Below are 25,596 nucleotides of genomic sequence, written 5' to 3'. Positions count from 1 at the left end.
TCGGGGAGCGGGCAGACTCGGCGGGAGCAGCCCGCAGCGTCCTCGAAAGGAACCGCCCCGTGATCGTCGTCGCCGGTGAGGCCCTCATCGACCTGGTCCCGGGGGGCACGGGTGCCCTCGCGGCCCTGCGGCCGGCGCTCGGCGGCGGGCCGTTCAACACGGCTGTCGCCCTCGGCCGGCTGGGCACGCCGACCGCCTTCTGCTCCCGGGTGTCGTACGACGCGTTCGGGGAGGCGCTGCTCGGCGGGCTGCGGGAGGCGGGAGTGGACGCCTCCGGCGTGCAGCGGGGCACGGAGCCGACCGCCCTCGCGGTCGCCTCGGTCGGCGACGGGGGCTCCGCGGCGTACTCCTTCTACGTCGAAGGCACCGCCGACCGTCTGTTCACCGCCCCGGCCGCCCTCTCCCCGGGGACGCGCGCGGTGTCCTTCGGCACCTGTTCGCTGGTGCTGGAGCCGGGGGCGAGCGCCTACGAGGAGCTGTTGCGGACCGCGGCCGGGCAGGGGGTGTTCACCGCCCTCGATCCGAACATCCGTCCGGGGCTGATCCCCGACGCGGACGCCTACCGGGCCCGTTTCAAGGGCTGGCTGCCCTCGGTGGACCTGCTCAAGCTCTCGGAGGAGGACGCCCTGTGGCTGGGCGGCACCCCGCACGAGTGGCTGTCGGCCGGTCCGTCGGCCGTCGTGATCACGCACGGCGCCGCGGGGCTGAGCGTCGTCACCGGTGACCACGCCGTGTACGCCGTCCCGGGTGAGCCGGTCGACGTCGTGGACACTATCGGGGCCGGGGACACCGTGAACGCGGCGCTGCTGCACGGCCTGTCGGTGCGGGACGCCCTGTCCCCGGCCGGCCTCGCGGGGCTGGGCGCCGAGGGCTGGCAGGAGCTGCTGGGGTTCGCCGCCCGCGCGGCGGCGATCACCTGCTCCCGAGCCGGCGCGGAACCGCCGTACGCGGCGGAACTGGGCGACTCGTGGGCGGTGCGGGGCTGAGGGCAGGGCCTGCGGCACGCGGCGCCCCGCGGGAGGTTCCCGGGGGCGCCGTGCCGGGGCTGCGGCGGGGTGTGCCCGCCGTTTCGGCTCAGGCCTTGCGGGCCCTGGTCGTCCTCTTCGCGGGGGCCGCCTTCCTGGCCGCCGCGGTGACCGTCTTCGCCGCCGTGCCGTCGGCGGTCCTGGCCGCCGCCGTCTTCTTGGCCGCCGTCCTGCGCGGGGCCTTCACCGGCGCCGCGTCGCTGACGCGGTCGGCGCCGAGGATCTCGCGCAGGAACTTGCCGGTGTGGCTCGCCGGGACCCCGGCGACCTCCTCCGGCGTGCCCTCGGCGACGACCAGGCCGCCGCCCGCGCCGCCCTCGGGGCCCATGTCGACGACCCAGTCGGCGGTCTTGATCACGTCGAGGTTGTGCTCGATGACGATGACCGTGTTGCCCTTGTCGACGAGGCCGGCGAGGACCTTGAGGAGCTTGCTGATGTCCTCGAAGTGCAGGCCCGTGGTCGGCTCGTCCAGGACGTAGACCGTGCGGCCGGTGGAGCGGCGCTGGAGCTCGCTGGCGAGCTTGACGCGCTGGGCCTCACCGCCGGAGAGGGTGGTCGCGGACTGTCCGAGCCGGACGTAGCCGAGACCGACGTCCTTCAGGGTGTTGAGGTGGCGGGCGATCGCCGGGACGGCCTCGAAGAAGTCCGTGGCCTCCTCGATCGGCATGTTCAGCACGTCCGCGATGGACTTGCCCTTGTAGTGGACCTCCAGGGTCTCCCGGTTGTACCGGGCGCCGTGGCAGACCTCGCACGGGACGTAGACGTCCGGGAGGAAGTTCATCTCGATCTTGATCGTGCCGTCGCCCGCGCAGTTCTCGCAGCGGCCGCCCTTGACGTTGAAGGAGAAGCGGCCGGGCTGGTAGCCGCGGACCTTCGCCTCGGTGGTCTCGGCGAACAGCTTGCGGACGTGGTCGAAGACACCGGTGTACGTGGCCGGGTTGGAGCGGGGGGTACGGCCGATGGGTGACTGGTCGACGTGCACGACCTTGTCGACGAGGTCGTCGCCGTCCACCCGGGTGTGCCGTCCCGGGACGTTCCTCGCGCCGTTCAGCTCGCGGGCCAGGTGGGTGTACAGGATGTCGTTGACCAGGGTGGACTTGCCGGAGCCGGAGACTCCGGTGACGGCCGTGAACACGCCCAGCGGGAAGGACACGTCGATGTCCTGGAGGTTGTTCTCGCGGGCGCCGTGCACGGTGAGCTGCCGGGAGGGGTCGCGCGGGCGCCGGATGTCCGGCAGCGGGATCGACTTCTTGCCGGCCAGGTACTGACCGGTCTGCGACTCGGCGTTGGCGAGCAGCTCCTTCAGGGAGCCGCTGTGCACGACCTTGCCGCCGTGCTCGCCCGCGCCGGGGCCGATGTCGACGACCCAGTCGGCGACCTTGATGGTGTCCTCGTCGTGCTCGACGACGATGAGCGTGTTGCCCATGTCGCGCAGGCGGACCAGGGTCTCGATCAGCCGGTGGTTGTCGCGCTGGTGCAGGCCGATGGAGGGCTCGTCGAGGACGTAGAGCACGCCGACGAGTCCGGAGCCGATCTGGGTGGCCAGGCGGATGCGCTGGGCCTCGCCGCCGGAGAGCGTGCCGGCCGCGCGGTTGAGGGAGAGGTAGTCGAGGCCGACGTCGACCAGGAAGCGCAGTCGTTCGTTGACCTCCTTCAGGACGCGTTCGGCGATCTTCTTGTCACGGGCGTTGAGCTTCAGCTTGCCCAGGAAGTCCGCGCAGTCGCTGATGGACATCGCGGAGACCTCGGCGATCGACTTCTCCATGACGGTGACCGCGAGGACGATCGGCTTCAGGCGCGTGCCCTCACAGGTGGGGCAGGGCACCTCGCGCATATAGCCCTCGAAGCGCTCGCGGCTGGCGTCGCTCTCCGCCTCGCCGTGCCGGCGCTTGACGAACGGGACGGCGCCCTCGAAGGGCGTGGTGTACACGCGCTCGCGGCCGTAGCGGTTGCGGTAGCGGACCTCGATCTGGGTCTTGTGGCCGTACAGCAGGGCCTTCTTGGCGCGCTGCGGCAGCCCGGCGAAGGGGATGTCGGTCCGGAAGCCCAGCGCGTCCGCCAGGGCGCCGATCAGGCGGCCGAAGTAGTCCTTGGTGTGGCCGTGCGACCAGGGGTGGATGGCGCCCTCGTCGAGGGACTTGTCCTCGTCCGGGACGATCAGCTCGGGGTCGACCTCCATGCGCGTGCCGATGCCGGTGCACTCGGGGCAGGCGCCGAAGGGCGAGTTGAAGGAGAAGGAGCGGGGCTCCAGCTCCTCGAAGGACAGGTCGTCGTACGGGCAGTAGAGGTGCTCCGAGAACATGCGCTCGCGCTCGGGGTCGTCCTCGGGGAGGTCGACGAAGTCGAGCACGACCATGCCGCCGGAGAGGCCGAGGGCGGTCTCCACCGAGTCGGTGAGGCGGCGCTTGGCGGAGTCCTTGACCGTGAGGCGGTCGATGACCACCTCGATGGTGTGCTTCTCCTGCTTCTTCAGCGTGGGCGGGCTGGAGAGCTGGATCGTCTCGCCGTCCACGCGGGCGCGGGAGTAGCCCTTGGTCTGGAGGTCGGCGAAGAGGTCGACGAACTCCCCCTTGCGCTCGCGCACCAGCGGCGAGAGCACCTGGAAGCGGCTGCCCTCGGGCAGCTCCAGGACCCGGTCGACGATGGCCTGCGGCGACTGGCGGGAGATCGGGCGGCCGCACTCGGGACAGTGCGGCTTGCCGATGCGCGCGAAGAGCAGACGCAGGTAGTCGTAGACCTCGGTGATGGTGCCGACCGTCGAGCGCGGGTTGCGCGAGGTCGACTTCTGGTCGATGGAGACGGCCGGCGAGAGACCTTCGATGAAGTCGACGTCCGGCTTGTCCATCTGGCCGAGGAACTGGCGGGCGTACGAGGAGAGCGACTCCACGTAGCGCCGCTGTCCCTCGGCGAAGATGGTGTCGAAGGCCAGCGAGGACTTGCCCGACCCCGACAGGCCCGTGAAGACGATGAGCGAGTCGCGCGGCAGGTCGAGCGAGACATTCTTGAGGTTGTGCTCGCGCGCGCCACGGACGATGAGACGGTCGGCCACGCCGGTCCGCACCTTTCTTGCTGGAGAGGGGTGACAGGGGCGGGGCCCCCGTCGTTCTCAGACTAGGGGGAGCCACTGACAGCGCCGGTTCGGATTCACCGGTTCACAACAGTCCCCGGTCATCCAGCATGCCCGATGCCGCCACCGACCTTATAGCACGCACATTCGATTTTGGGCGGTGGTCCGCCACCTTCACCCGAAGGAGTGGCGGAGCTAAGGTCAGCAGCATGAATGATCACGCTCATGACCTGGTGTGTGTACGGGAAGCGACCGACCGGCTCCTCACCGCGGTCGGCAACCTGGACGACGCGGCTACGGCCGAGCCCTCGCTGCTGCCCGGCTGGAGCCGGGGGCACGTCCTCGCCCACCTCTCGCGCAACGCGGACGCCCTGGTGAACGTCTTCGAGGGCCGCCCCATGTACGCCGACGCCACCGTCCGCGACGCCGACATCGACCGGGACGCCCCGCGCCCCCTGGAGGTCCAGCTCGCCGACCTGCGGGAGAGCGCGGCCCGCTTCCAGGCGGCCGCGGCCGTGCCCGCCGACTGGTCGCGCACGGTGGAACTGCGCAACGGCGTCACCGACCGGGCGTCCCGGGTGCCCTTCAGGCGCTGGGCGGAGGTCGAGCTGCACCACGTCGACCTCGGCATCGGCTACACGCTGGAGGATCTGCCCGAGGAGTTCACCGGCCGGCAGACCGACTTCCTCGCGGACCGCTTCGCCGGGCATCCCGACGTGCCGCCGACCCGGCTGACGGACGGCACGCGCGCGTGGCACACCGGACGGGAGGCGGACGAGCCCGAGGTGACCGTCACGGGAGCCCCGGCCGACCTCCTCGGCTGGCTCGCCGGGCGCCGCGCCGGATCCGGCCTCACTGTGTCCGGCGGTCCGCTCCCGGCTCTGCCGCCGCTATAGGCTGGCCGACATGACGTACAGCGGAGAGGTCACGGTCGGCGGCCCGGCGGACGTGCACGAGCTCAAGGACCTGATGATCACCAAGATCGCGGTCGGCCCCATGGACAACAACGCCTATCTGCTGCGCTGCCGGGCCACGGACGAGCAGTTGCTGATCGACGCGGCGAACGACGCGCAGGCGCTGCTCGGGACCATCGGTGACGACGGCATCGCGTCCGTCGTCACCACCCACCGGCACGGCGACCACTGGCAGGCGCTCGCCGAGGTCGTGGCGGCCACGGGCGCGCGCACGTACGCGGGCCGGGAGGACGCCGAGGGCATCCCCGTGCCGAACGACGTCCTGCTCGACGACGGCGACACCGTCCGGGTGGGCAACGTCGAGCTCACCGCGCGGCACCTGGTGGGGCACACACCGGGCTCGATCGCGCTCGTCTACGACGACCCGCACGGGCATCCCCATGTCTTCACGGGAGACTGCCTTTTCCCGGGCGGTCCCGGCCGGACGACACAGCCGGAGGAGTTCAACTCCCTCATGGACGGCCTGGAGGCCAAGGTGTTCGGCGTCCTCCCCGACGAGACCTGGGTCTACCCCGGCCACGGCAATGACACCACCCTCGGCACGGAGCGCCCCCACCTCGCGGAATGGCGCGCGCGAGGCTGGTAGCCCACGACATGTACGATTTTCAGGCTTTTCTTCTCCCATGTGGCCTGAAAGCCGATTCAAGACCATTTGGACATAAATCCAGTCACGACCAGGACTTTCGGTGATGATGCGTGCGCTTTCCGTATTAGATTCAGCAGTGGTCCGAACCGAAGGCCCGTTCACCGGATCCGAAGGGGGAAGTCGCATGGCTGACATCGATCTCGGAGTGGCGACGGACTGGGACGAGGGGGACACCCACGGCCGCGTCAAGCTGCGGCAGAACCAGGTCTACCCGAACTCGCCCAAGAAGGACGTGCTCATCAGCTCCCCGGTGAGCATCGAGCTGTCCGTGAACACGAACAACTCCACCTCGCAGGAGGCGGACAAGATCTACTTCACGACCTACCACGGCTCGACGAAGAAGATCATCGCAGTACTCGACTCCGACGGAAACCTGCAGATCGCCGGCCGCCTGATCACCGAGCAGAAGGACCTCCGCTACTAGCGGCGGCCCCCTGCGGCGGGCGGCGAGGCCGCGCCCTCGCCTGAGCCGGTCCGCCTCCAACCCGTACAGCGCAAGGGCCCGCACGACCTGAGACCGGTCGCGCGGGCCCCTTTCGCGTCTGCCGCAACTGCCGGAGTGGCACGCGCGGGTGGTAAGACGGGGGTGAGGAGTTGACGCGGAGCGCGTGAAGTCGTTCACGCGCCCCGTGTGAATCGTGCGCACACGCCGATGCCTCGCGCGCGCTCCCCTCCCACCTGGTTGCACGGTCAACTGGTCTCAGCCCCGCGCGGGATGACGGCTCCGGCGCGGAATGGGCCGCCGGTCTTCGATCCCCGCCCTCGGCCGGCGGCCCAGGCCCACATCCGGCGCGCCTGTTCACGAAAACGCAACACCCGTTCCCACCATGCGGACAAACACGGGCGTGACCTGGACAGACGCGGATTTCGCTGCCACTCTCCCGCCATGCACCTCGCCCCTCGTGTTCTGCGCCGCGCCGCCGCCGGCGCCACCGTCGCCCTCCTCGCGACCGCGGTCGGCTGCGCCCCGCAGCCCGAGGCCGACGCGTCCGCCACCTCCTCAGCCTCGGCCGGAAAGTCCTGCGCCAAGGGCGAGTTGGCGACCAAGACCTCGGGAAAGCTGACCGTCGCCACCGACCAACCGGCGTACGAGCCCTGGTTCAAGGACGACAAGCCGGCCAACGGCGAAGGCTTCGAGTCGGCGGTGGCGTACGCCGTGGCGCAGCGGCTCGGGTACGGCAAGAGCGCCGTCGTCTGGCAGAGCGTGCCGTTCAACAAGGCTTTCGCACCGGGCGAGAAGACCTTCGACTTCGACATCAACCAGGTGTCCATCAGCGCCGAGCGCAAGAAGGCCGTGGACTTCTCCTCCGGCTACTACGACGTCCGTCAGGCCGTCATCGCGCTGAAGGGCAGCAAGGCCGCGAAGGCGACGGGCATCGCGGACCTGAAGGGCCTCAAACTGGGCGCCCAGGTCGGCACCACCAGCCTCGACTACATCGACGACGTGGTGAAGCCGAGTCGGGAGGCCGCCGTCTACGCCAAGAACGACCAGGCCAAGTCCGCCCTGAAGAACGGCCAGGTGGACGCGATCGTGGTCGACCTGCCCACCGCGTTCTACATCACCTCCGCCGAGGTGACGAACGCCGAGATCGTCGGCCAGTTCGAGAACCAGGGCGGTACGCCCGAGCAGTTCGGGCTCGTCCTCGACAAGGGCAGCGCCCTCACCTCGTGCGTGACCGACGCCGTGGACGCCCTCCGCAAGGACGGCACCCTGGCGAAGATCGAGCAGCAGTGGCTCTCCGACGCCGTCGACGCCCCGGTGCTCAAGTGACGGTCACGAAGGAGGAGTCCGGCCAGGAGGGGTCGGACGACCAGGGGGACATGTCCGGCGGCGGCGACACCTACGTCCCGTCGCAGCGACGGCTGGACCGCGAGCGCTACCGGCGCACGCGGGCCCGTCGCGCCACGGCCGTCGCCGCCGTGTCGACCCTGGTCACCGCCGTCGTCCTGTATCTGATCGTCGTCGGCGCCCCCGGCTGGCCCCGCACCAAGGAGACCTTCTTCAGCGGGCAGTACGCGCGCGAGGCCTTCCCCAAGGTCCTGGAGGGCCTCTGGCTGAACGTCCGGCTGCTGTTCGTGTGCGGTGCCGCCGTCCTCGTCCTCGGCATGCTCATCGCCGTGGCCCGCACCCTGCGCGGTCCGGTGTTCTTCCCGCTGCGGGTGCTGGCCGCCGCGTACACGGACTTCTTCCGCGGACTGCCGCTGATCATCAACCTGATGATCGTGGTCCTCGGCGTCCCCGCGCTGCGGCTCCAGGGCGTGACGGTCGACCCGGTGCTGCTCGGCGGCACGGCGCTGACACTGACGTACTCGGCGTACGTCGCCGAGGTGTTCCGCGCCGGCATCGAGTCGGTGCACCCCTCGCAGCGCGCGGCGGCCCGCTCCCTCGGCCTGTCCAACCGTCAGGCCCTGCGCTATGTCGTGCTGCCCCAGGCGGTGCGCCGCCAGGTGCCGCCGCTGCTGAACGACCTGGTGTCCCTGCAGAAGGACACCGGTCTGGTGTCGATCGGCGGCGCCATCGACGCCGTACGCGCGGCGGACATCATCGTGGGCCGCAGCCTCAACTACACGCCCTACATCGTGGCGGGGCTGGTCTTCGTCGCGCTGACCATTCCGATGACCCGCTTCACGGACTGGGTGACGGCCCGGATGGACGGCCGGCGGGCCCAGGGAGGAACGACATGAGCGACGCCCCGGTGCTGCGGATGGAGTCCGTCCGCAAGACCTTCGGCGGCTCGGTCGTCCTGCGGGACGTCGACCTGGAGGTCGCCCCGCACACCGTGACCGCCCTGATCGGCGCTTCCGGCTCCGGCAAGTCCACGCTGCTGCGGTGCGCCAACCTCCTGGAGGACATCGACGACGGCGCGATCTGGCTGGACGGCGAGGAGATCACCGACCCGCGCACCGACCAGGACGCGGTACGGCGCCGTATCGGCGTGGTCTTCCAGTCGTACAACCTGTTCCCGCACATGACCGTGCTGGAGAACATCACGCTGGCCCCACGCCGGGTGCACGGCGTGACGCGCGCGGAGGCCGAGGAACGCGCCAGGGAGCTGCTGGAGCGGCTCGGACTGGGCGCCAGGGCCGGTGAGTACCCCGACCGGCTCAGCGGCGGCCAGCAGCAGCGTGTGGCGATCGCACGCGCCCTCGCCGTACGTCCCCGGCTGCTGCTGCTCGACGAGATCACCGCCGCCCTCGACCCGGAACTGGTCGGCGAGGTGCTGAACGTCGTCCGTGACCTGAAGGGCGACGGCATGACCATGGTGCTGGCCACGCACGAGATGGGCTTCGCCCGCGAGGTCGCCGACCAGGTCTGTTTCCTGGACGGAGGGGTCGTGCTGGAGCGCGGCCCGGCCGAGCGGATCTTCGGCGACCCGCAGCAGGAGCGCACCCGGCGCTTCCTGCGGCGGATCGTGGAGGCCGGCCGGCTGTGATCCGGAGGTAGGTAAGGGGCGTGCTCCCGGGAGAGCGGTCCTTACCCGGAGGCCGGTGCCTACGTGTCGGCCTTCCCCGTCCCGGCCAGGGCGGCGACCCGCTCGACCCCGAACACGTATCCCTGCACCCCGCACCCCGCGATGACCCCGTCGGCGCGCAGCGAGACGTACGAGTGGTGCCGGAAAGCCTCGCGCCGGTGGATGTTGGAGATGTGGACCTCCAGCACCGGCAGGCCGTCGCAGGTGTTGAGCGCGTCCAGGATCGCCACGGACGTGTGCGAGTAGGCCCCCGGGTTGATCACGATGCCCGCGTGGTGCAGGCGCGCCTCGTGGATCCAGTCGACGAGTTGTCCCTCGTGGTTGGACTGGCGGAAGTCCACCGTGCCGCCGTGGGCCGCCGCCGCCTTCACGCACAGCGCCTCCACGTCGGCGAGCGTGTCGGACCCGTAGATCTCCGGCTGGCGCTGACCCAGGAGGTTCAGGTTGGGGCCGTTCAGGATCATGATCGGGGCGGTGGCCAGGGTGTGCGGCACGGTTCCTCCGGTCCGTTCGGGGCGGTCCGTCGGGAACCGCCGCTCGGACCCGGTCTATCACGGGGGGACGGCGCACCGGGGAGCCGCCTCGGTCCCCCGCCGCCCCTCCGGTCACGCCCGTGCGCCCCCGTAACCGGTCGTCACCATGGGTAGTTGACGCCGTATGCACGATGTACGCACCGTAAGGGCGCCCTCCATGCCACGGCTCGCCGCCGCCTCGCTCGCGGGGACGGCCGTCGAGTTCTACGACTTCTTCGTCTACGGCACCGCGGCCGCGCTGGTTCTCGGGCCGTTGTTCTTCCCGACGTTCTCGCCGCTGGCCGGAACCCTGGCCGCGTTCGCGACGTTCGGCGTGGGCTTCCTGGCGAGGCCGCTCGGCTCGGTGCTCTTCGGGCACATCGGGGACCGCCGGGGCCGCCGGCCGGTCCTCGTCGCCTCCTTGCTGCTGACCGGGGCGTCCACCGTCGCGGTGGGCTGCCTGCCGACGTACGGCGGCATCGGGGTGGCCGCGCCCGTGCTGCTGGTGGTGCTGCGGTTCCTGCAGGGGCTGGGGGTCGGCGGGGAGTGGGGTGGCGCGGTGCTGCTCACGGCGGAGCACGCGCCCGCCGAGCGGCGCGGGCTGTGGTCGAGCTTCCCCCAGGTCGGACCCGCGATCGGGTTCCTGCTGGCCAACGGCGCGGTGCTGGCGCTGTCGGCGACACTGACGGAGGCGCAGTTCGAGTCGTGGGGCTGGCGGGTGCCGTTCTGGGCGGCCGGGGTGCCGGCCGTGCTCGGGCTGTGGCTGAGGTCGTCGCTCCCGGAGAGCCCGCGGTTCCTGGAACTCGGCGACCACGCGCGCGTGCCGCTCGCGGAGGTCGTGCGCGACCACTGGCGGCTGGTCCTGCTGACCGCCGGCGGGCTGGCCGTCGGGTACGCGATCTTCTACGCCGTGACCACCTGGTCGCTCGCGTACGCCACCGAGCGGCTCGGGGTGAGCCGCACCGTGATGCTCACCTGCATCATGGGCGCGGTGGTGGTGAAGGGCGCGCTGACGCCGGTGGCGGCGATGCTGGGCGACCGGTTCGGACGCCGGCCCCTGTGTCTCGCGGGCTGTGCGGCGGCGGCGCTGTGGATGCTGCCGATGGTGGCGCTGCTGGCGACCGGCGCTCCCCTGGCGATGTTCCTCGGGTTCCTCGGGGCGCTCCTCGCGTTCGTCACGATGTTCGGGGTGATCGCCGCCTATCTGCCCGAGTTGTACGAGCCGAGGGTGCGCTGCACGGGCGCGGCGGTCGGCTACAACCTCGGCGGTGTCCTCGGGGGTGCGCTCACGCCGATCGTGGCGACGGCACTGGCGGAGGACTCGGGGCGGGTCCCGTGGGGAGTGGGCGTCTATCTCACGGTGATCGCGCTGCTCAGTCTGGGCTGTTTCGCGCTGCTGCCGGAGACCCGGCCGGTGCGGCTGACTGCCGTGCAGCCGGTCCTGGAGTGATGCGTGCCCGTCAGGGGTTGACCGCCAGTTCCAGGTAGGCCAGGAACAGGACGAGATGGACACCGCCCTGGAGCGGGGTGGCGCGTCCCGGCACCACGGTCAGGGAGCTGACGACGACGGTCAGCGCGAGCAGCACCATGTAGGTGGCGCCCAGGCCCAGGACGAGGGGGCCGGAGAGCCAGACGGAGGCGAGGGCGACCGCCGGGATCGTCAGGCCGATGCTGGCCATGGCGGAGCCGAGCGCCAGGTTGAGGCTGGTCTGCACCCGGTCGCGGCTGGCGGAGCGCAGGGCGGCGATGGTCTCGGGGAGCAGCACGAGCAGGGCGATCACCACACCGACGACCGCTTGGCGCAGTCCGGCCGCCTCCACCCCGGACTCGATCGTGGGCGAGACACCCTTCGCCAGGCCCACCACTCCGACCAGGGCCAGACCGAGGAGCCCGAGGCTGCTCAGCGCGGCCCGTGAGGACGGGACGCCGGCGTGGTCGTCGGCGGTGATCACCTCTCCCTGGCGGGTGACCGGCAGGAAGTAGTCGCGGTGCCGGACGGTCTGGGTCGCCACGAACAGGGCGTAGAGGGTCAGCGAGGACAGCGCGGCGAAGGTGAGCTGGACGGAGGAGAACTCCGGTCCCGGTTTGCTGGTGGTGAAGGTCGGCAGCACCAGGCTGAGGGTGGCGAGCGTCGCCACGGTGGCCAGGGCGGCGCCCGTGCCCTCCGGGTTGAACACGGCTGTGCCGTGCCGCAGCGAGGCGACGAGGAGGCAGATGCCGACCACGCCGTTGCAGGTGATCATCACGGCGGCGAAGACCGTGTCCCGTGCGAGGGTCGCGGACTTGTCCCCGCCGTCCACCATCAGGGTCACGATCAGGGCGACCTCGATGACCGTCACGGCGATCGCCAGGACCAGGGAGCCGAAGGGTTCGCCGACCCGGTGGGCGACGACCTCGGCATGGTGCACGGCGGCCAGGACGGATGCGGCGAGGACGGCGGTGACGAGAACGACGACCGCGACAGGCAGGTCGCGGCCCCAGGTCAGGACCAGGAGCACGACGGCCAGCACCGGCACGAGGGTCGTCCACCGGGTGATGGGCTTCCTGAGCCGAGCGATCATGCAGCGATCGTCGCAGCCCTGTGGGGGCTTCGCATGCCGGCTTGTACGGCCGGCGCGGCCCCCGCGTCACTCGAACGCGCGCCCCGCCGGCCGGGCTGGTTGTTCCCACGTCGTCGGTGGTCAGGCCTGGATGCTGTCCTTCGGAGCGCCTTCGCTCTCCGGCCGCGCCGCCTCGGCCGCTGCCTGCTTCTTCGAGGCGCGCAGGCTGGTGATCGTGGTGACGACCAGGACGCCGCAGATGACGCCGAGCGAGACCGGGATGCTGATCTCGGGGACGTGGACGCCGGACTCGTGCAGCGCGTGGAGCACCAGCTTGACGCCGATGAAGCCCAGGATGACCGACAGGCCGTAGCTGAGGTGGACCAGCTTCTTCAGCAGACCGCCGATGAGGAAGTACAGCTGCCTCAGGCCCATCAGCGCGAAGGCGTTGGCCGTGAAGACGATGTACGGGTCCTGCGTGAGGCCGAAGATCGCGGGGATCGAGTCGAGCGCGAAGAGGACGTCGGTGGTGCCGATCGCGAGCATCACGACGAGCATCGGGGTCATGACCCGCTTGCCGTTCTGCTCGATCCACAGCTTGGTGCCGTGGTAGCGGTCGGCGACGCCGAACCTGCGCTCGGCCGCCTTGAGCAGCTTGTTCTCCTCGAACTCCTCGTCCTCCTCGTCGGCCCGGGCCTCCTGGATGAGCTTCCAGGCGGTCCAGATGAGGAAGGCGCCGAAGAGGTAGAACACCCAGGCGAAGCTGGCGAGGATCGCGGCGCCGGCGGCGATGAAGAGGGCCCGCAGCACCAGGGCTATGAGCACGCCGACCAGCAGGACCCGCTGCTGGTACTGCGACGGGACGGCGAACTTCGCCATGATCAGGACGAAGACGAAGAGGTTGTCGACGCTGAGCGACTTCTCGGTGATGAAGCCGGCGAAGAACTCTCCGGCGGGCCGGCCGCCGCCGAAGACGAGGAGGCCGAGGCCGAAGAGCCCCGCCAGGGCGATCCAGACGACGGTCCAGATGCCGGCTTCCTTGATCGACACGTCGTGCGGTTTACGTCCGATGAAGAAGTCGACCGCGATCAGGGCGGCCAGACCCACGATGGTGAGAACCCACAGGTTCAGGGAAACATCCACTGCGCCTCCGGCAGTACGTAACGGCAGGTAATCAGCGTCGTCGCGCTGCCGGAGGTCTCTTCCACCCGGTCCCGGCGGGACGGGCCGGCGTCCCGGGATCCACTTCGATCCGTATTGACGGGTGCGCCGCAGCAAGGGAGTACTCCCCTCCGTACGGAAGACAGTACCCCAATCACCAAGGAAAGGTAAAGCACTTAGTAAAAGAAAGACCAAGTTGGCTGCTCAGGGCGGCTTTACGTGTACTTGGTGCGCGCGGTCGCCACCTGGGCCAGCACCTGCTGGAGCACCGCGCTGCCGGGCGGCACGAGCGCCGGCTCATAGGTCCAGGCGTGCCCGACCCATGGGTCCGCGAGGTGGTCGTCGGGCACCGCGGTCAGCCGGAGCAGCCCCCGCCACAGCGGATCCAGCAACGGACCGTAACCGGAGGCGTCCTCCCGATCGGCCACCAGCATCAGATGGACGCCGACGGCGGGACCCTCGTCGGCGAGGTAGCGGAGCTGGTTGACGGCGCGGTCGTCGAAGCCGTGCGGGAAGTCGTTGACGACGAGGAGCTGCTGGGAGGTGTCGAAGCCGGGCGGGAGGGAGTCGGCGGCACCGCCGCGCACCGCCATCTGCACCAGGTCGACGCGCTGGGTCAGCCGGCCCAGGACATCCGCCACCCCCGCCGCCCCGGCCGCCGGCGGAGCCGCGAGCACCCCGGCCCCGACGAGGGGTGCGAGGGCCTGCGCACCGGAGCCTGCCGGGTCGATGACGTGCACGGTGAACTCGCCTGCCGGATACACCGCCAGCAGCCGGGCGATGTGCGCCACGGCCGACACCAGGGCGAGATGCCGCAGCTCGTGGGAGTCGACGAACGGCCCCTCGGCCGATCCCGGGCCGCCGCTGTCGATCCACAGCCCGCGCTCCAGCGGGAGGCGCACCAGCATCGGGATGCGCAGGGGCTCGCTCTCGGGCAGATGGAGGTCGCCCAGGCGCAGCGCCATGGGCATCTCCATCGGCACTCTGTAGGCGTGCCAGGCCGGGCTGTCCCAGCGGGCGTAGGCCGGGGGCAGCGCCGGTTCGACGACGTCGGACTCGGCGCAGAGCTGGACGAGGTCCCGCTCCAGGGCCTGCCGGGCCTGGTCGACGAGCTGGACGTGCCGGGCCTGGGCCGCCTCACGGGCCGCGTCCCCCTGGCCGCCGATCCTGCTTCGCGGGTCGGACAGGACCCGGTCCAGCTCCGTCTCCATCCGGGTGTCGGCGAAGTCGACGGCACTGCGGTACGCGGACGTGGTGCGGGCCAGGTCCTCGAACATGCCCCAGACCTGGTTGTAGAGCCGCTCCTCCATCGACCAGCCGGTCGCGTCGCCCGCGACGGGCGGGGCGGGCTGCCCCGGCGCGGCCGGGGGCGCGGTGGGCGGGGGCGGCGGCGGGGCGGTGTTCCGCCGACCGGGGTGGACGTAGTCGACGGGGCCGCCGGAGGCGGGCGGGGTCGGTGGGACCGGCTGGTCAGGGGTGGGGCCCGCCGGTGCCGCACCCGTGGCAACGGGGGCCGACGGCGCGCCCGTCGGCACGGAACCCGTCGGCGCGCCGGCCGCGCCCTGAGTGCCGTACCCGGAGCCGCTCTGGTCCGGTCCGAGGGCGGACGCGGCCGCCTGCCGGGAGCGGTCGGTGTCCGGGGTGCGCGGGGGCGGTGCCGGGACCGAGCGGGCCAGCCCCTGGGCCACCGCCTCGTTGATACCGGCCGCGAGCTGCTGTGCCTGCGGCAGGCCCTGGTCGGTGAGGAGTTCGGCGAGGCCACCCGCGTACCCCTGGCCGACGGCCCGCACCTTCCAGGCGCCCTGGCGCCGGTAGAGCTCCAGGGCGACGACCGCCGACTCGGCGCTCAGACCGCTGACGGTGTACCCGGCGACCTCGGTGCCGTCGAGGCCGGTGACCCGGACGGCGGGGGGCGGCACGGCGCCGAAGCTGGCCGGCCCCGACCCGTCGCCCGTGGGCAGGGAGAGCAGGACGTTGACCCGGTGCACGCTCGCCGGCATGGCGTCCAGGTCCACGGCGAGGCGGTGATCGGCGGCCGCCTGCCGGGGGACCTCCAGGCCGGGCAGGGTGGGGGAGCCCGGGTGAGCCACCCATTCGACGCCCTGCGCCCTGCCGTTCTCGTCGCTGAGCGTGGCCGCGGCCACGACCGGCGTGCCGGCCGAGATCCTGATCTCGAGGCGAACCGTGGAGAGCGGGTGGTTCTGCCCCCGCACCAGCTCGGCCGTCATCGCCTGTCCCCCTGTGTCGCGTGTGGTGTTGTCGTGTCGACCGGCCCGGCCCTGTTACAGGAGCGGCACGAGGGCGGGCATCAGGTCCTGGAAGGTGCGGCCGTTGGCCGGGGTGCCGAGGGCCGTCATCGTCCAGCCCGCGCCCGAGCGGTGCACCTTGGCCATGATCTGGGCCGTGTAGGCGCCGCCGCCCGCCAGCGTGTAGCGCGCCAGCTCCTGGCCGTTGGTCTCGTCGACCAGTCGGCAGAAGGCGTTCTGCACCTCCTGGAAGGTCTGGCCGGTGAAGGAGTTCACGGTGAAGACGATCTGGTCGATGTGGACCGGGACGCGCGCGAGGTCGACGAGGATCGCCTCGTCGTCGCCGCCCTGGCCGACACCGCCGACGAGGTTGTCACCGGTGTGCCGGACGGAGCCGTCGTCGCTCACCAGGTGACGGAAGAACACGACGTCGACCGGCTGCTTGTCCGCGAACAGCACGGCGGAGGCGTCCAGGTCGATCTCCCGGGTGCGGGAGCCGAACAGGCCACGCCGCGGGGCCGCCTGCCAACCGAGACCCATGCGGACCGCGGTCAGGCTGCCCCCGTCGTTCTTCTGCAGACTGATGGCCTGGCCCTTGGTCATGTTGACGGTCACGGGCTGATTCCCCTCTCGAACTGTCCCCTGTTGCCGCGGAGTCCACGGTTGCGAAAACCCTACGCACAGGCACTGACAGTGCCGTACCCGGGCACGCACTTTGTGTCGGTCTTGCAACACTGCGCGTCGCGGCCCGGCCACGGCGACCGCACGGGTCCGTCAGGCCAGACCCGCCTCCCTCATCTGACGCAGCTCCTTCTTCATCTCGGACACCTCGTCACGGATCCGGGCGGCCACCTCGAACTGCAGGTCCGCGGCGGCGGCCCGCATACGCTCCGTCATCTCCTCGATCTGTGCGGCGAGTTCGGCTGCCGGACGGTCGGTGGGGACCGTCTCCTTGGCCTTGGCCTTGCCCTTGGCGGACCTGGACGGGGCTCCCGCGGCCGCCCGGGCCGCCTTGTCGCCGAGGGAGGGCACGGGGGCCTTGGTGCCGCGTCCGTCCTTCTTCGCCCGGTAGCCCGTGCCGAGCAGCTGCTCGGTGTCGACCTCCTCGCGGGCGATCTGCGCGACGATGTCGTTGATCTTCTTGCGGAGCGGCTGCGGGTCGATGCCGTTCGCCTTGTTGTAGGCGATCTGCTTCTCGCGGCGCCGGTTGGTCTCGTCGATGGCCCGCTCCATGCCGGGCGTGATCTTGTCGGCGTACATGTGCACCTGGCCGGAGACATTGCGCGCCGCGCGGCCGATGGTCTGGATCAGCGAGGTGCCGGAGCGCAGGAAGCCCTCCTTGTCGGCGTCGAGGATCGCCACCAGGGAGACCTCGGGCAGGTCGAGCCCCTCCCGCAGGAGGTTGATGCCGACCAGGACGTCGAACTCGCCGGCGCGCAGCTCGCGCAGCAGCTCGATGCGGCGCAGGGTGTCGACGTCGCTGTGCAGATAGCGCACGTGGATGCCGAGTTCCAGGAAGTACTCCGTGAGGTCCTCGGCCATCTTCTTGGTGAGCGTGGTGACCAGGACGCGCTCGTCCTTCTCCACGCGGGTCCGGATCTCGTGCACCAGGTCGTCGACCTGGCCCTCGGTGGGCTTGACGACCACCTCGGGGTCGACGAGGCCGGTGGGACGGATGATCTGTTCGACGACGCCGTCCCCCCGGGAGAGCTCGTACTTGCCGGGCGTCGCCGACAGATACACCGTCTGCCCGATGCGGCCCTGGAACTCCTCCCACTTCAGGGGACGGTTGTCGAGGGCGGAGGGCAGCCGGAAGCCGTGGTCGACGAGCGTGCGCTTGCGGGAGGCGTCGCCCTCGTACATCGCGCCGATCTGCGGCACGGTGACGTGCGACTCGTCGATGACGAGCAGGAAGTCGTCCGGGAAGTAGTCGAGCAGGGTGTTCGGCGGGGAACCGGGCTCACGGCCGTCGAAGTGCATCGAGTAGTTCTCCACGCCGGAGCACGAGCCGATCTGGCGGAGCATCTCGATGTCGTAGGTGGTGCGCATCCGCAGCCGCTGGGCCTCCAGGAGTTTGCCCTGCTTCTCCAGCTCGGCCAGGCGCTCCCCCAGCTCCTTCTCGATGTCGTTGACGGCCCGCTCCATGCGCTCGGGGCCGGCGACGTAGTGGGAGGCGGGGAAGACGTACAGCTGCTCGTCCTCGCTGATGATCTCGCCGGTGAGGGGGTGCAGCGTGGACAGGGCCTCGATCTCGTCGCCGAACATCTCGATGCGGACGGCGAGCTCCTCGTAGACCGGGAAGATCTCGATGGTGTCGCCGCGCACCCGGAAGGTGCCGCGGGTGAACGCCAGGTCGTTGCGCGTGTACTGGATGTCCACGAAGCGGCGCAGCAGCTCGTCGCGGTCGATCTCCTCGCCGACCTTCAGCGGGACCATCCGGTCCACGTACTCCTGCGGGGTGCCGAGGCCGTAGATGCAGGATACCGAGGCGACCACGACGACGTCCCGCCGGGTGAGCAGCGAGTTGGTCGCGGAGTGGCGCAGCCGCTCCACCTCCTCGTTGATCGAGGAGTCCTTCTCGATGTAGGTGTCCGACTGCGGTACATACGCCTCGGGCTGGTAGTAGTCGTAATACGAGACGAAGTATTCGACCGCGTTGTTCGGGAGGAGTTCGCGGAATTCGTTCGCCAGCTGGGCGGCCAGGGTCTTGTTGGGCGCCATCACCAGAGTGGGCCGCTGGAGCTTCTCGATCATCCACGCGGTGGTGGCGGACTTGCCGGTGCCGGTCGCGCCGAGGAGGACGACGTCTTTCTCGCCGGCTTCGACGCGCCGGGCGAGCTCGGCGATGGCCGTCGGCTGGTCGCCGCTGGGCTGGTAGGGGCTGACGACCTCGAAGGGCGCCACCGTGCGTTCGATGTGAGAGACGGGCCGCATGCCATCCACCGTACGACCCGCCACTGACAACCGGGCCGGATCAGCGGTTTCGTGCGGGCGGGCCCCGGTCCGGGGGCGGGTCAGCGGTTCTGCGGCGTGCGGGACTCGCGGTGGGTGACCTTGCGGCGGGGCCGCAGCACCGGGCGGCAGGCGGAGTGCTGCACGCTCGGGTGCGCCGGGACGCCGGGCTTGTGTTCGACGGGGGTCCAGCGGGGCTTGCCCACCATCAGCGGGTCGAACATCACGACGACACCGGCGAGCACCAGGAAGGCGAGGGGGCCGATCAGCATCGGCGCGAGGAGGGTCGCGGGCGAGTCGCCGTCGGCCGGGCCGCCGGTCGCGTGCAGGTGGACGCTCAGCGCGGCCATGCCCGTGTAGTGCATGCCGGTGACGGCGAGCCCCATGACGAGGCTGGCGCCCACGCTCCACAGGAAGCCCCTGACCTGACCGGCCGACCACAGCGCGGCGGTGGCCGCGGCCATGGCTATCGCGACGGAGAAGCCGACGGTGACCGTGTTGTACTCCAGCTTGCCGTTGAACCGCATCCCGGCCATGCCCAGGTAGTGCATCGACGCGATGCCCAGCCCGGTGATGGTGCCCCCGGTGAACAGGGCGGTTCCGCTCGCGCCCCGGTAACCGACGATGAAGACCCCCACGCCCACCATGACGACGGCGACGCCGAGACTGGCGTAGGTGGTCACCTTGTCGTAATGGATCGGGGCGCCCCTGATCGTGAAACCCATCATCGCGATGAAGTGCATGGTCCAGATGCCCGAGCCGATCGCGGCGGAGCCGAGGGCCAGCCATCCGGGGCGCCACGAATGGGCGACGAGCAGGGCTCTGGTGGTGCAGCGCAGGCCGAGCGCACCGCCGAGGCAGGCCATCAGGTAGGCCACCAGCGGGGTGACGATTCCGTAGCTGAATCCGTCGACCGTGCCGTGCATGCGCGGTTTGCCCTTCCGCCCTGTTGCTTGCTTTTTTCCTTTACGCGCCCCTCCCAGGACCGCGCGCGGGCGGCCAAGGCTGAAGAGAGTATGACCCCCACCGGAATGGTCGAACGATTTTCCGGCAAAGAAACACGTCCTTGCCGCAGCTGTGCAGCAGCGGTGAGCGGCCTTTGTCACCTCTCCTTTCATCCCCCGGTCATCCCGCACCCGCCACGCCGTCGACTCCGTGCTGTCAGAGTTGACCTGTACGTGAGCATCGAAGCGAGGAGTACGCATGCATGCGCGCACCGTAGCCGTCACGACCACCGCGCTCCTGGGTACCACCGCCCTTCTGCTCCCGGTCCACGACGCCCGGGCGGGCATTCCCACCCACGCCGTGGTCGTCGCCCACCGGGGCGCGTCGGCACTCGCCCCGGAGAACACCCTGGGCGCCGTCGACGAGGCCGCCGCCCTGGGCATCGTCTGGGTGGAGAACGACGTCCAGCGCACCAAGGACGGCGAGCTCGTGGTGATCCACGACGACAGCCTGCGCCGTACCACGGACGTGGAGGAGGTCTTTCCCGACCGTGCACCCTGGAAGGTGAAAGACTTCACGGCGGCCGAGATCGCCCGGCTGGACGCGGGGAGCTGGTTCGGCGCGACGTACACGGGCACGCGCGTGCCCACACTGCAGCAGTACATGCAGCGCGTGGAGCACAACCACCAGAAGCTGCTCCTGGAGATCAAGAACCCCGAGCTGTACCCGGGCATCGAGCAGCAGACGCTGAAGCTGCTGAGCAACGAGGGCTGGCTCGACGAGCGGCATGTGGGCGGACGGCTGATCGTGCAGAGCTTCAGCGCGGACAGTCTGCGCACGGTGCACGACCTGAAGCCGGCGGTGCGGACCGGTCTGCTGGGCAAGCCGGCCGAGGCGGACCTGGCGCGGTACGCGGTCTTCGCCGACCTGATCAACCCCTCGTACAGCGGTCTGTCGCGGAGCTACGTCGACGCCGTGCACGCGCTGAAGGGACCGCACGGCAAGCCCATGAAGGTCTTCGTCTGGACGGTCGACGACGCCGCCCGGGCGAGGACCGTCGCCCGCTACGGGGTCGACGGTGTGATCACGAACAAGCCCGACGTGGTGCGCAGGGCCCTGTACCGGTACTGACCGCGCTCGTCAGCACCGTGGTCGGTGGCGTTGTCAGTGGCAGGCCGTACGGTGGGGCGCATGGACAGTCGTGGGCGGGACGGGCAGCAGGTCGTCTGGGCGGTGGTCGGCACCGGCATCGGTCCGTTGCTGCTGGCGGCGACCCGCGTGGGCCTGGTCAACGTCGTGTTCCACGCCACCGACGCGGTCCGGGACCGGGCACTCGCCCGGCTCGCGGGCCGGCTGGGCACGGAGCCCGTCGAGGCGCCGGGCTCTCCGCTGCTGGCCGAGGCGATACGCCAGGTCGACGCCTACTTCGCAGGGGAGCGGCGCACCTTCGATCTCCCTCTGGACTGGTCGCTGATCTCGGGCTTCCACCGCCAGGTCCTGCGCGAGCTCGCCTCCGAGGTGCCGTACGGCGCTGTCGTCGGCTACGGCGATCTGGCACGGCGAGTGGGGCAGCCGGCGGCGGCGCAGGCGGTGGGGACGGCGATGGGTGCCAATCCGCTGCCAGTCGTCGTGCCCTGTCATCGGGTCGTCGAGAGCGACGGCGGCATCGGCGGGTTCGGGGGTGGTCTGGAGACGAAGCGGAAGCTGCTCGCGCTGGAAGGGGTACTGCCCGAGCCGTTGTTCTGAGGGTCCTCCGGGCCGCCGGGCTCCTCGCCGACGAGCTTCTCTCCTACGGGTGGCAGTCGGCCATGCGTCGCGGGCCGGTGGCGTCCCCCACAGGCGGCCGGGGTTTGGCCGGGTGCGCCACCCGCCAGAGATGAGGCAAGGCCCGAGGACAGGAGACAGGCGCATGGTGCTGGTGGTGTCGGAAGAGGTGCGGGAGGCGGTTGACGCGCGTCGACCCGTGGTGGCTCTGGAGTCCACGATCATCGCTCATGGGCTGCCGCGCCCGCGCAACCTGCAGGTGGCGCGGGAGCTGGAGGCCGTCGTCCGCGCGGAGGGCGCCGTTCCGGCGACGATCGCCGTGCTGGACGGGCGGCCCCATGTCGGTCTCGACAAGGAGCAGCTGGAACGGGTCGCCAACGAGGACGGCATCCGCAAGCTGGGCCACCGGGACCTGCCGCTCGCGGTGGCCTCGGGGGCGAGCGGGGCGACCACGGTCTCGGCGACGGCGCTGCTGGCGGCGCTGGCGGGGGTCCGGGTGTTCGCCACGGGCGGGCTCGGCGGGGTGCACCGGGAGTGGACGGTGACCCAGGACGAGTCGGCCGACCTGGGGCTCCTCGCGCGGACCAGGATCACGGTGGTCTGCGCGGGTGTGAAGTCGATCCTGGACGTCCCGGCGACCTTGCAGCGTCTGGAGACCCTGGGCGTGGCCGTCGCCGGATACGGCACGGACCGCTTCCCGGGCTTCTACCTGTCCGACTCGGGGCATCCGGTGGACTGGACGCTGGAGACCCCCGCACAGGTGGCCGAGGTGATGCGGGCCCAGGACACGGTCGGCGGGCCGGAGTCGGCGCTGATCGTCGCCAACCCGGTGCCCGAGGAGGAGCAGCTGGATCCCGAGGTGCACGCACGCGTGCTCGCGGACGCGCTGCGGGCGTGCGAGGAGGCCGGCGTCACCGGCCAGGGCGTCACCCCGTTCCTCCTCGACCACCTGGTCCGGCACACGGACGGGGCCTCGCTGAGCGCCAACCTGGCGGCGGTGCGCGGCAACGTCCGTCTGGCGGCCAGGATCGCGGCGGCCTGGGCCGAGGGATGACCGGACGCCCGCGAGGCCGCCACGCCGGGGGCGGACCGGAGCGCCCGCGCGGCGGGCCGGGCACGGCGGCGGTCCCGGCTCCGGTTCCTGCCGGGGGCGGGAACCCGTCGGGCGGGGCGCTGCTGGTCGTCGGGGACGTGGTGACGGACGTCGTCGCACGGCATCGGGGGCCACTGGCGTCGGGCACGGACACGGCCGCCGTGATCCGTACCCTGCCGGGCGGCGCGGGCGCCAATGTGGCGTGCTGGGCGGCGCACCTGGGGTGTGCGGACGTGCGGCTGCTCGGCCGGGTGGGCGCGGAGTCGGCGGTCTGGCACGAACGGGAGCTGATCGCGTGCGGGGTACGGCCCCGGCTCGTGGTCGATCCGGACGCACCGACCGGGACGGTGATCTGTCTGGTGGACGCGCAGGCCGCGGCCGAGCGAACCTTCCTCACCGACAGCGGGGCCGCGCTGCGGCTGGAGCCCGGCGACTGGTCGGACGCGCTGCTGGACGGTGTGGGCCGCCTTCATCTGTCGGGCTATCTGCTGTTCTCCGCGTCCGGGCGGGCCCTGGTGCGTACGGCGTTGGCGTCGGCGCGGGCGCGCGGGGTGCCGACGAGCCTCGATCCGGCGTCCTCGGGCTTCCTCGCGGAGCTGGGCGCCGAGCGATTCCTCGCGCTCGTCGAGGGAGTCGACGTACTCCTGCCCAGCCGTGACGAGTCGTGTCTGCTGACCGGGTCGCCGGACGGGGCGGAGGCGGCGGCCGAGCTGAGCCGCCGGGTCCCGCTCGTGGTGGCCAAGCAGGGGGGCGACGGAGCGCTCATCGCGCGCGGCGGCGCGGTCGTCGCCGCCGTCCCGGCCGTCCCCGCGACGCCCCGGGACACCACGGGCGCGGGCGATGCCTTCACGGGCGCCTTCCTCGCCGCCCTCCTGCGGGGCGAAGGGCCTTCGGCCGCGGCGGCCGAGGGGTGCCGGGCGGGAGCCCGCGCGGTGGAAAGGGTGGGCGCCCGGCCGCCCACACCCGGCGACGGGACGACACCGGCGGTGAGGAACGGGACCCGGGTCACCGGCTGAGGCCGCGGCAGCGGGGCGGTCCCGTCGGGGTCTACGCCTTGCGTCCCCAGGCGGAGATCATCGGTGCCGTGGCCAGGTCCATGGTGCCGGAGGCGACGTTGGCCAGGTGGCGGTCGATCTCCTCCGCGGTCGCGAGACCGGCGCCGAGGAGTCTGTCGCGGATCTGGCGGACCGTCGCCGACTCCAGGGCGGCACAGGCGGGTGAGGTGACCGGGAAGTAGGCGTCGGCCTCGACGCGCTGAAGCCCGGCCTCGCGCAGCAGACGCGGGAGCTTACGGCCGTAGGAGAGGTCGGCGCCGCGGTCGGCGAGCAGGGTGCGGAAGCCGTGGCGCAGCCGGTTGGCGAGCTGCTGTTCGGGGCCGTGCTCGTCGGGGCAGAGCAGGGGCTGGAGGGCGGGGTCGCCGTCCTCGACGAGGAGGCGTCCGCCGGGGCGCAGGGCCTTCACCATGGAACGCAACGCCCTTTCACGGTCCGGGACATGGACCAGGACGAGCCGGGCGTGCACCAGGTCGAAGCCCTCGGCGGGGGGTTCCTCGACACCGACGTCGTGCACGCGCACCTCGACCGGGGGGCGGGCCGCGGCGGCGAGCCGGGAGGTGTCGATGTCGGTAGCGACGACCTTGCCGGTGGGACCGACCTTCTTCGCCAGCCACGCCACCACCGACGTCCCGCCGGCCCCGACCTCCCAGCAGCGCCAGCCGGGGCCGACGCCCAGCCCTTCGAGGTGGCGGAACGTCGTGGGGTCGAAAAGGGTGGCGAAGGCGTCGAAGCGCTCCGCCGCCTCGGACTGCCGGTTGTCGAGAAGGTACCCGTCGGTTCGCGTCATGCGCCGATCATCCCAGTTCTCCCGCTTCGCGGAGGCGGTCGACGCGGCCATGAATCCGTATCGGTCGTGGCCGCAGCCTCCTTGTCCACAGGCGGGAACAAACCGGAACCAGCCCTTTCCACAGGCTTACCCACGGCCTGCGCGAGCCTGGCAGACTGGCCGACCAGGGCGCGGGAGTGCGGCGCGAGGAGAGCCACGCAAGGAGATCCAGATGACCATGGCAGGGAATCTGCGGAAGGTCACCGGCCTCGGCCGGGTCGGAGGCCTGCGCGGAGTGGCGCGGTTGGCCCGGAGTCGTGCCCGGGTCGATCTCAGTCACCACGCGCGCTCCCCGCTGGGCTCCTCGGTGGTGAACTGCGTGACCTACCAGGAGGGTGTGCGCGCCCCTGTCCGCGAGAACCTGGTCGAAACGGTCGAGCGGGTCCGCAAGAGCGGCCAGGGCTTCGTCTGGCTGGGGCTGCACGAACCGACGAACGCCGAGTTCGCGGGCATCGCCGAGCTCTTCGACCTGCATCCGCTGGCCGTGGAGGACGCCGTCGAGGCCCATCAGCGCCCCAAGGTCGAGCGGTACGGCGAGACGCTGTTCGCGGTGTTCAAGACGGTCTGCTACGTCGAACACGAGGAGCTCACCGCGACGAGCGAGGTGGTGAACACCGGCGAGATCATGGTGTTCGTCGGCCAGGACTTCGTCGTCACGGTCCGGCACGGGCGGCACGGCTCGCTGGGTCCGCTGCGCGAGGAGCTGGAGTCCGATCCGGGACAGCTCGCCAAGGGCCCGTCGGCGGTGCTGCACGCGATCGCGGACCATGTCGTGGACGACTATCTGAACGTCACGGACGCGGTGCAGGCGGACATCGACCAGGTCGAGGCGGACGTCTTCGCGGAGAACGGGGCACGGGCCGACCCGGGGCGCATCTACCAGCTCAAGCGGGAACTCCTGGAGCTGAAGCGGGCGGTCGTCCCGCTGAAGCGCCCGCTGCTGGACCTCGCCGACCGCCCGGTGCGAGTGATCGACCCGGAGATACAGGCGTACTTCCGGGACGTCTCGGACCATCTGCTGCGGGCCACGGAGCAGATCGCCTCGTTCGACGAACTGCTGAACTCGATCCTCCAGGCACATCTGGCGCAGGTCACGGTCGCGCAGAACGAGGACATGCGCAAGATCACCGCCTGGGCCGCGGTGATCGCGGTCCCCACGATGGTCTGCGGGGTGTACGGCATGAACTTCGACCACATGCCGGAGCTGCACTGGAGGTTCGGTTATCCGCTGGTCATCGGCGTGATATCCGTGGCCTGCCTGGTGCTGTACCGGGGCTTCCGGCGCAACGGCTGGCTCTGAGCGCACCCGCCCCGGTG

22 protein-coding genes are annotated in these 25,596 nt (G+C 71.1%); 13 read left to right on the top strand and 9 right to left on the bottom strand.

Annotation, left to right across the window (positions count from 1 at the left end; all coding sequences use genetic code 11):
- The first annotated feature begins 59 nt into the window (after positions 1-59).
- On the top strand, positions 60-986 hold the full coding sequence (locus AQJ58_RS06165; RefSeq protein WP_067245524.1) for a carbohydrate kinase family protein: 927 nt from the start codon (positions 60-62) through the stop codon (positions 984-986).
- An 88-nt stretch (positions 987-1,074) separates the two neighbouring features.
- Here AQJ58_RS06165 and uvrA read toward each other — a convergent pair whose 3' ends face one another.
- On the bottom strand, positions 1,075-4,074 hold the full coding sequence (gene uvrA / locus AQJ58_RS06160; protein WP_067245522.1) for an excinuclease ABC subunit UvrA: 3,000 nt from the start codon (positions 4,072-4,074) through the stop codon (positions 1,075-1,077).
- Between the two features lie 227 nt (positions 4,075-4,301).
- Here uvrA and AQJ58_RS06155 point away from each other — a divergent pair, with 227 nt between their 5' ends.
- The 6 genes from AQJ58_RS06155 to AQJ58_RS06130 all read left to right on the top strand — a co-directional run bounded on the left by AQJ58_RS06155 (position 4,302) and on the right by AQJ58_RS06130 (position 9,146).
- On the top strand, positions 4,302-4,988 hold the full coding sequence (locus AQJ58_RS06155) for a maleylpyruvate isomerase family mycothiol-dependent enzyme (protein WP_067245520.1): 687 nt from the start codon (positions 4,302-4,304) through the stop codon (positions 4,986-4,988).
- A gap of 10 nt (positions 4,989-4,998) precedes the next feature.
- Positions 4,999-5,652, top strand: a complete 654-nt coding sequence (locus tag AQJ58_RS06150) for an MBL fold metallo-hydrolase (protein WP_067245517.1) — start codon at positions 4,999-5,001, stop codon at positions 5,650-5,652.
- A gap of 184 nt (positions 5,653-5,836) precedes the next feature.
- Complete coding sequence (locus tag AQJ58_RS06145) at positions 5,837-6,136, top strand: DUF6342 family protein (protein WP_067245509.1); 300 nt, start codon at positions 5,837-5,839, stop codon at positions 6,134-6,136.
- A 462-nt stretch (positions 6,137-6,598) separates the two neighbouring features.
- On the top strand, positions 6,599-7,483 hold the full coding sequence (locus AQJ58_RS06140; RefSeq protein WP_067245506.1) for an ABC transporter substrate-binding protein: 885 nt from the start codon (positions 6,599-6,601) through the stop codon (positions 7,481-7,483).
- Entirely contained in the window at positions 7,480-8,397 is a 918-nt protein-coding gene (locus AQJ58_RS06135) for an amino acid ABC transporter permease (RefSeq protein WP_067245505.1), read from the top strand. Before AQJ58_RS06140 ends, AQJ58_RS06135 begins: the two co-directional genes overlap by 4 nt.
- Positions 8,394-9,146 carry an amino acid ABC transporter ATP-binding protein gene (locus AQJ58_RS06130; protein WP_324613736.1) on the top strand — a complete coding sequence of 251 codons (753 nt, stop codon included), beginning with the start codon at positions 8,394-8,396 and terminating at the stop codon, positions 9,144-9,146. Before AQJ58_RS06135 ends, AQJ58_RS06130 begins: the two co-directional genes overlap by 4 nt.
- A gap of 59 nt (positions 9,147-9,205) precedes the next feature.
- Here AQJ58_RS06130 and aroQ read toward each other — a convergent pair whose 3' ends face one another.
- Positions 9,206-9,679, bottom strand: a complete 474-nt coding sequence (gene aroQ / locus AQJ58_RS06125) for a type II 3-dehydroquinate dehydratase (RefSeq protein WP_067245502.1) — start codon at positions 9,677-9,679, stop codon at positions 9,206-9,208.
- 196 nt (positions 9,680-9,875) lie between these two features.
- Between aroQ and AQJ58_RS06120 the strand changes: the two genes are divergently transcribed.
- Positions 9,876-11,147 carry an MFS transporter gene (locus tag AQJ58_RS06120; protein WP_067245498.1) on the top strand — a complete coding sequence of 424 codons (1,272 nt, stop codon included), beginning with the start codon at positions 9,876-9,878 and terminating at the stop codon, positions 11,145-11,147.
- A 10-nt stretch (positions 11,148-11,157) separates the two neighbouring features.
- Here the strand turns inward: AQJ58_RS06120 and AQJ58_RS06115 are convergent, their stop codons facing one another.
- The 6 genes from AQJ58_RS06115 to AQJ58_RS06090 form a co-directional block, all read right to left on the bottom strand.
- Positions 11,158-12,258, bottom strand: coding sequence for a calcium:cation antiporter (locus tag AQJ58_RS06115; RefSeq protein ID WP_067245496.1), 1,101 nt, complete (start codon positions 12,256-12,258; stop codon positions 11,158-11,160).
- Positions 12,259-12,378: 120 nt separating this feature from the next.
- Positions 12,379-13,380, bottom strand: coding sequence for a TerC family protein (locus AQJ58_RS06110; RefSeq protein ID WP_107121965.1), 1,002 nt, complete (start codon positions 13,378-13,380; stop codon positions 12,379-12,381).
- 233 nt (positions 13,381-13,613) lie between these two features.
- The gene (locus AQJ58_RS06105) at positions 13,614-15,626 is read right to left on the bottom strand and encodes a TerD family protein (RefSeq protein ID WP_067245493.1); all 2,013 of its coding nucleotides are present in this window, start codon (positions 15,624-15,626) and stop codon (positions 13,614-13,616) included.
- Between the two features lie 54 nt (positions 15,627-15,680).
- On the bottom strand, positions 15,681-16,259 hold the full coding sequence (locus AQJ58_RS06100; RefSeq protein ID WP_067245491.1) for a TerD family protein: 579 nt from the start codon (positions 16,257-16,259) through the stop codon (positions 15,681-15,683).
- 159 nt (positions 16,260-16,418) lie between these two features.
- On the bottom strand, positions 16,419-18,578 hold the full coding sequence (uvrB, locus tag AQJ58_RS06095; RefSeq protein ID WP_067245489.1) for an excinuclease ABC subunit UvrB: 2,160 nt from the start codon (positions 18,576-18,578) through the stop codon (positions 16,419-16,421).
- 80 nt (positions 18,579-18,658) lie between these two features.
- The gene (locus AQJ58_RS06090; protein ID WP_067245483.1) at positions 18,659-19,522 is read right to left on the bottom strand and encodes an MHYT domain-containing protein; all 864 of its coding nucleotides are present in this window, start codon (positions 19,520-19,522) and stop codon (positions 18,659-18,661) included.
- Between the two features lie 277 nt (positions 19,523-19,799).
- On the opposite strand from AQJ58_RS06090, the gene AQJ58_RS06085 reads away from it, so the two are divergent.
- From AQJ58_RS06085 to AQJ58_RS06070, 4 genes are all read left to right on the top strand, one after another.
- The gene (locus tag AQJ58_RS06085) at positions 19,800-20,672 is read left to right on the top strand and encodes a glycerophosphodiester phosphodiesterase (RefSeq protein ID WP_067245478.1); all 873 of its coding nucleotides are present in this window, start codon (positions 19,800-19,802) and stop codon (positions 20,670-20,672) included.
- Positions 20,673-20,732: 60 nt separating this feature from the next.
- Positions 20,733-21,287 (top strand): methylated-DNA--[protein]-cysteine S-methyltransferase, encoded by a 555-nt coding sequence (locus tag AQJ58_RS06080; RefSeq protein ID WP_067245476.1) that lies wholly within the window; start codon positions 20,733-20,735, stop codon positions 21,285-21,287.
- A gap of 163 nt (positions 21,288-21,450) precedes the next feature.
- On the top strand, positions 21,451-22,359 hold the full coding sequence (locus tag AQJ58_RS06075; protein ID WP_067245474.1) for a pseudouridine-5'-phosphate glycosidase: 909 nt from the start codon (positions 21,451-21,453) through the stop codon (positions 22,357-22,359).
- Positions 22,356-23,414, top strand: a complete 1,059-nt coding sequence (locus AQJ58_RS06070) for a carbohydrate kinase family protein (protein WP_079078709.1) — start codon at positions 22,356-22,358, stop codon at positions 23,412-23,414. Before AQJ58_RS06075 ends, AQJ58_RS06070 begins: the two co-directional genes overlap by 4 nt.
- 31 nt (positions 23,415-23,445) lie before the next feature.
- Here the strand turns inward: AQJ58_RS06070 and AQJ58_RS06065 are convergent, their stop codons facing one another.
- Complete coding sequence (locus AQJ58_RS06065; RefSeq protein WP_067245857.1) at positions 23,446-24,240, bottom strand: methyltransferase; 795 nt, start codon at positions 24,238-24,240, stop codon at positions 23,446-23,448.
- Between the two features lie 211 nt (positions 24,241-24,451).
- Between AQJ58_RS06065 and AQJ58_RS06060 the strand changes: the two genes are divergently transcribed.
- Positions 24,452-25,579 carry a magnesium and cobalt transport protein CorA gene (locus AQJ58_RS06060; protein ID WP_067245468.1) on the top strand — a complete coding sequence of 376 codons (1,128 nt, stop codon included), beginning with the start codon at positions 24,452-24,454 and terminating at the stop codon, positions 25,577-25,579.
- Positions 25,580-25,596 lie beyond the last annotated feature (17 nt).

This window comes from Streptomyces sp. DSM 15324, assembly GCF_001514285.1.
GTDB lineage: Bacteria > Actinomycetota > Actinomycetes > Streptomycetales > Streptomycetaceae > Streptomyces.
This window is presented reverse-complemented; position numbering and strand designations above follow the sequence as displayed.

What these genes read in the sequence shown, in the direction of transcription:
- AQJ58_RS06085 (WP_067245478.1), top strand. Translation starts at nt 19,800, where the DNA reads ATGCATGCGCGCACCGTAGCCGTCACGACCACCGCGCTCCTGGGTACC.
- AQJ58_RS06155 (WP_067245520.1), top strand. Translation starts at nt 4,302, where the DNA reads ATGAATGATCACGCTCATGACCTGGTGTGTGTACGGGAAGCGACCGAC.
- AQJ58_RS06120 (WP_067245498.1), top strand. Translation starts at nt 9,876, where the DNA reads ATGCCACGGCTCGCCGCCGCCTCGCTCGCGGGGACGGCCGTCGAGTTC.
- AQJ58_RS06115 (WP_067245496.1), bottom strand. Translation starts at nt 12,258, where the DNA reads ATGATCGCTCGGCTCAGGAAGCCCATCACCCGGTGGACGACCCTCGTG.
- AQJ58_RS06065 (WP_067245857.1), bottom strand. Translation starts at nt 24,240, where the DNA reads ATGACGCGAACCGACGGGTACCTTCTCGACAACCGGCAGTCCGAGGCG.
- AQJ58_RS06060 (WP_067245468.1), top strand. Translation starts at nt 24,452, where the DNA reads ATGACCATGGCAGGGAATCTGCGGAAGGTCACCGGCCTCGGCCGGGTC.
- AQJ58_RS06150 (WP_067245517.1), top strand. Translation starts at nt 4,999, where the DNA reads ATGACGTACAGCGGAGAGGTCACGGTCGGCGGCCCGGCGGACGTGCAC.
- uvrB (WP_067245489.1), bottom strand. Translation starts at nt 18,578, where the DNA reads ATGCGGCCCGTCTCTCACATCGAACGCACGGTGGCGCCCTTCGAGGTC.
- AQJ58_RS06130 (WP_324613736.1), top strand. Translation starts at nt 8,394, where the DNA reads ATGAGCGACGCCCCGGTGCTGCGGATGGAGTCCGTCCGCAAGACCTTC.
- AQJ58_RS06080 (WP_067245476.1), top strand. Translation starts at nt 20,733, where the DNA reads ATGGACAGTCGTGGGCGGGACGGGCAGCAGGTCGTCTGGGCGGTGGTC.
- AQJ58_RS06145 (WP_067245509.1), top strand. Translation starts at nt 5,837, where the DNA reads ATGGCTGACATCGATCTCGGAGTGGCGACGGACTGGGACGAGGGGGAC.
- AQJ58_RS06140 (WP_067245506.1), top strand. Translation starts at nt 6,599, where the DNA reads ATGCACCTCGCCCCTCGTGTTCTGCGCCGCGCCGCCGCCGGCGCCACC.
- AQJ58_RS06090 (WP_067245483.1), bottom strand. Translation starts at nt 19,522, where the DNA reads ATGCACGGCACGGTCGACGGATTCAGCTACGGAATCGTCACCCCGCTG.
- AQJ58_RS06075 (WP_067245474.1), top strand. Translation starts at nt 21,451, where the DNA reads ATGGTGCTGGTGGTGTCGGAAGAGGTGCGGGAGGCGGTTGACGCGCGT.
- AQJ58_RS06070 (WP_079078709.1), top strand. Translation starts at nt 22,356, where the DNA reads ATGACCGGACGCCCGCGAGGCCGCCACGCCGGGGGCGGACCGGAGCGC.
- AQJ58_RS06105 (WP_067245493.1), bottom strand. Translation starts at nt 15,626, where the DNA reads ATGACGGCCGAGCTGGTGCGGGGGCAGAACCACCCGCTCTCCACGGTT.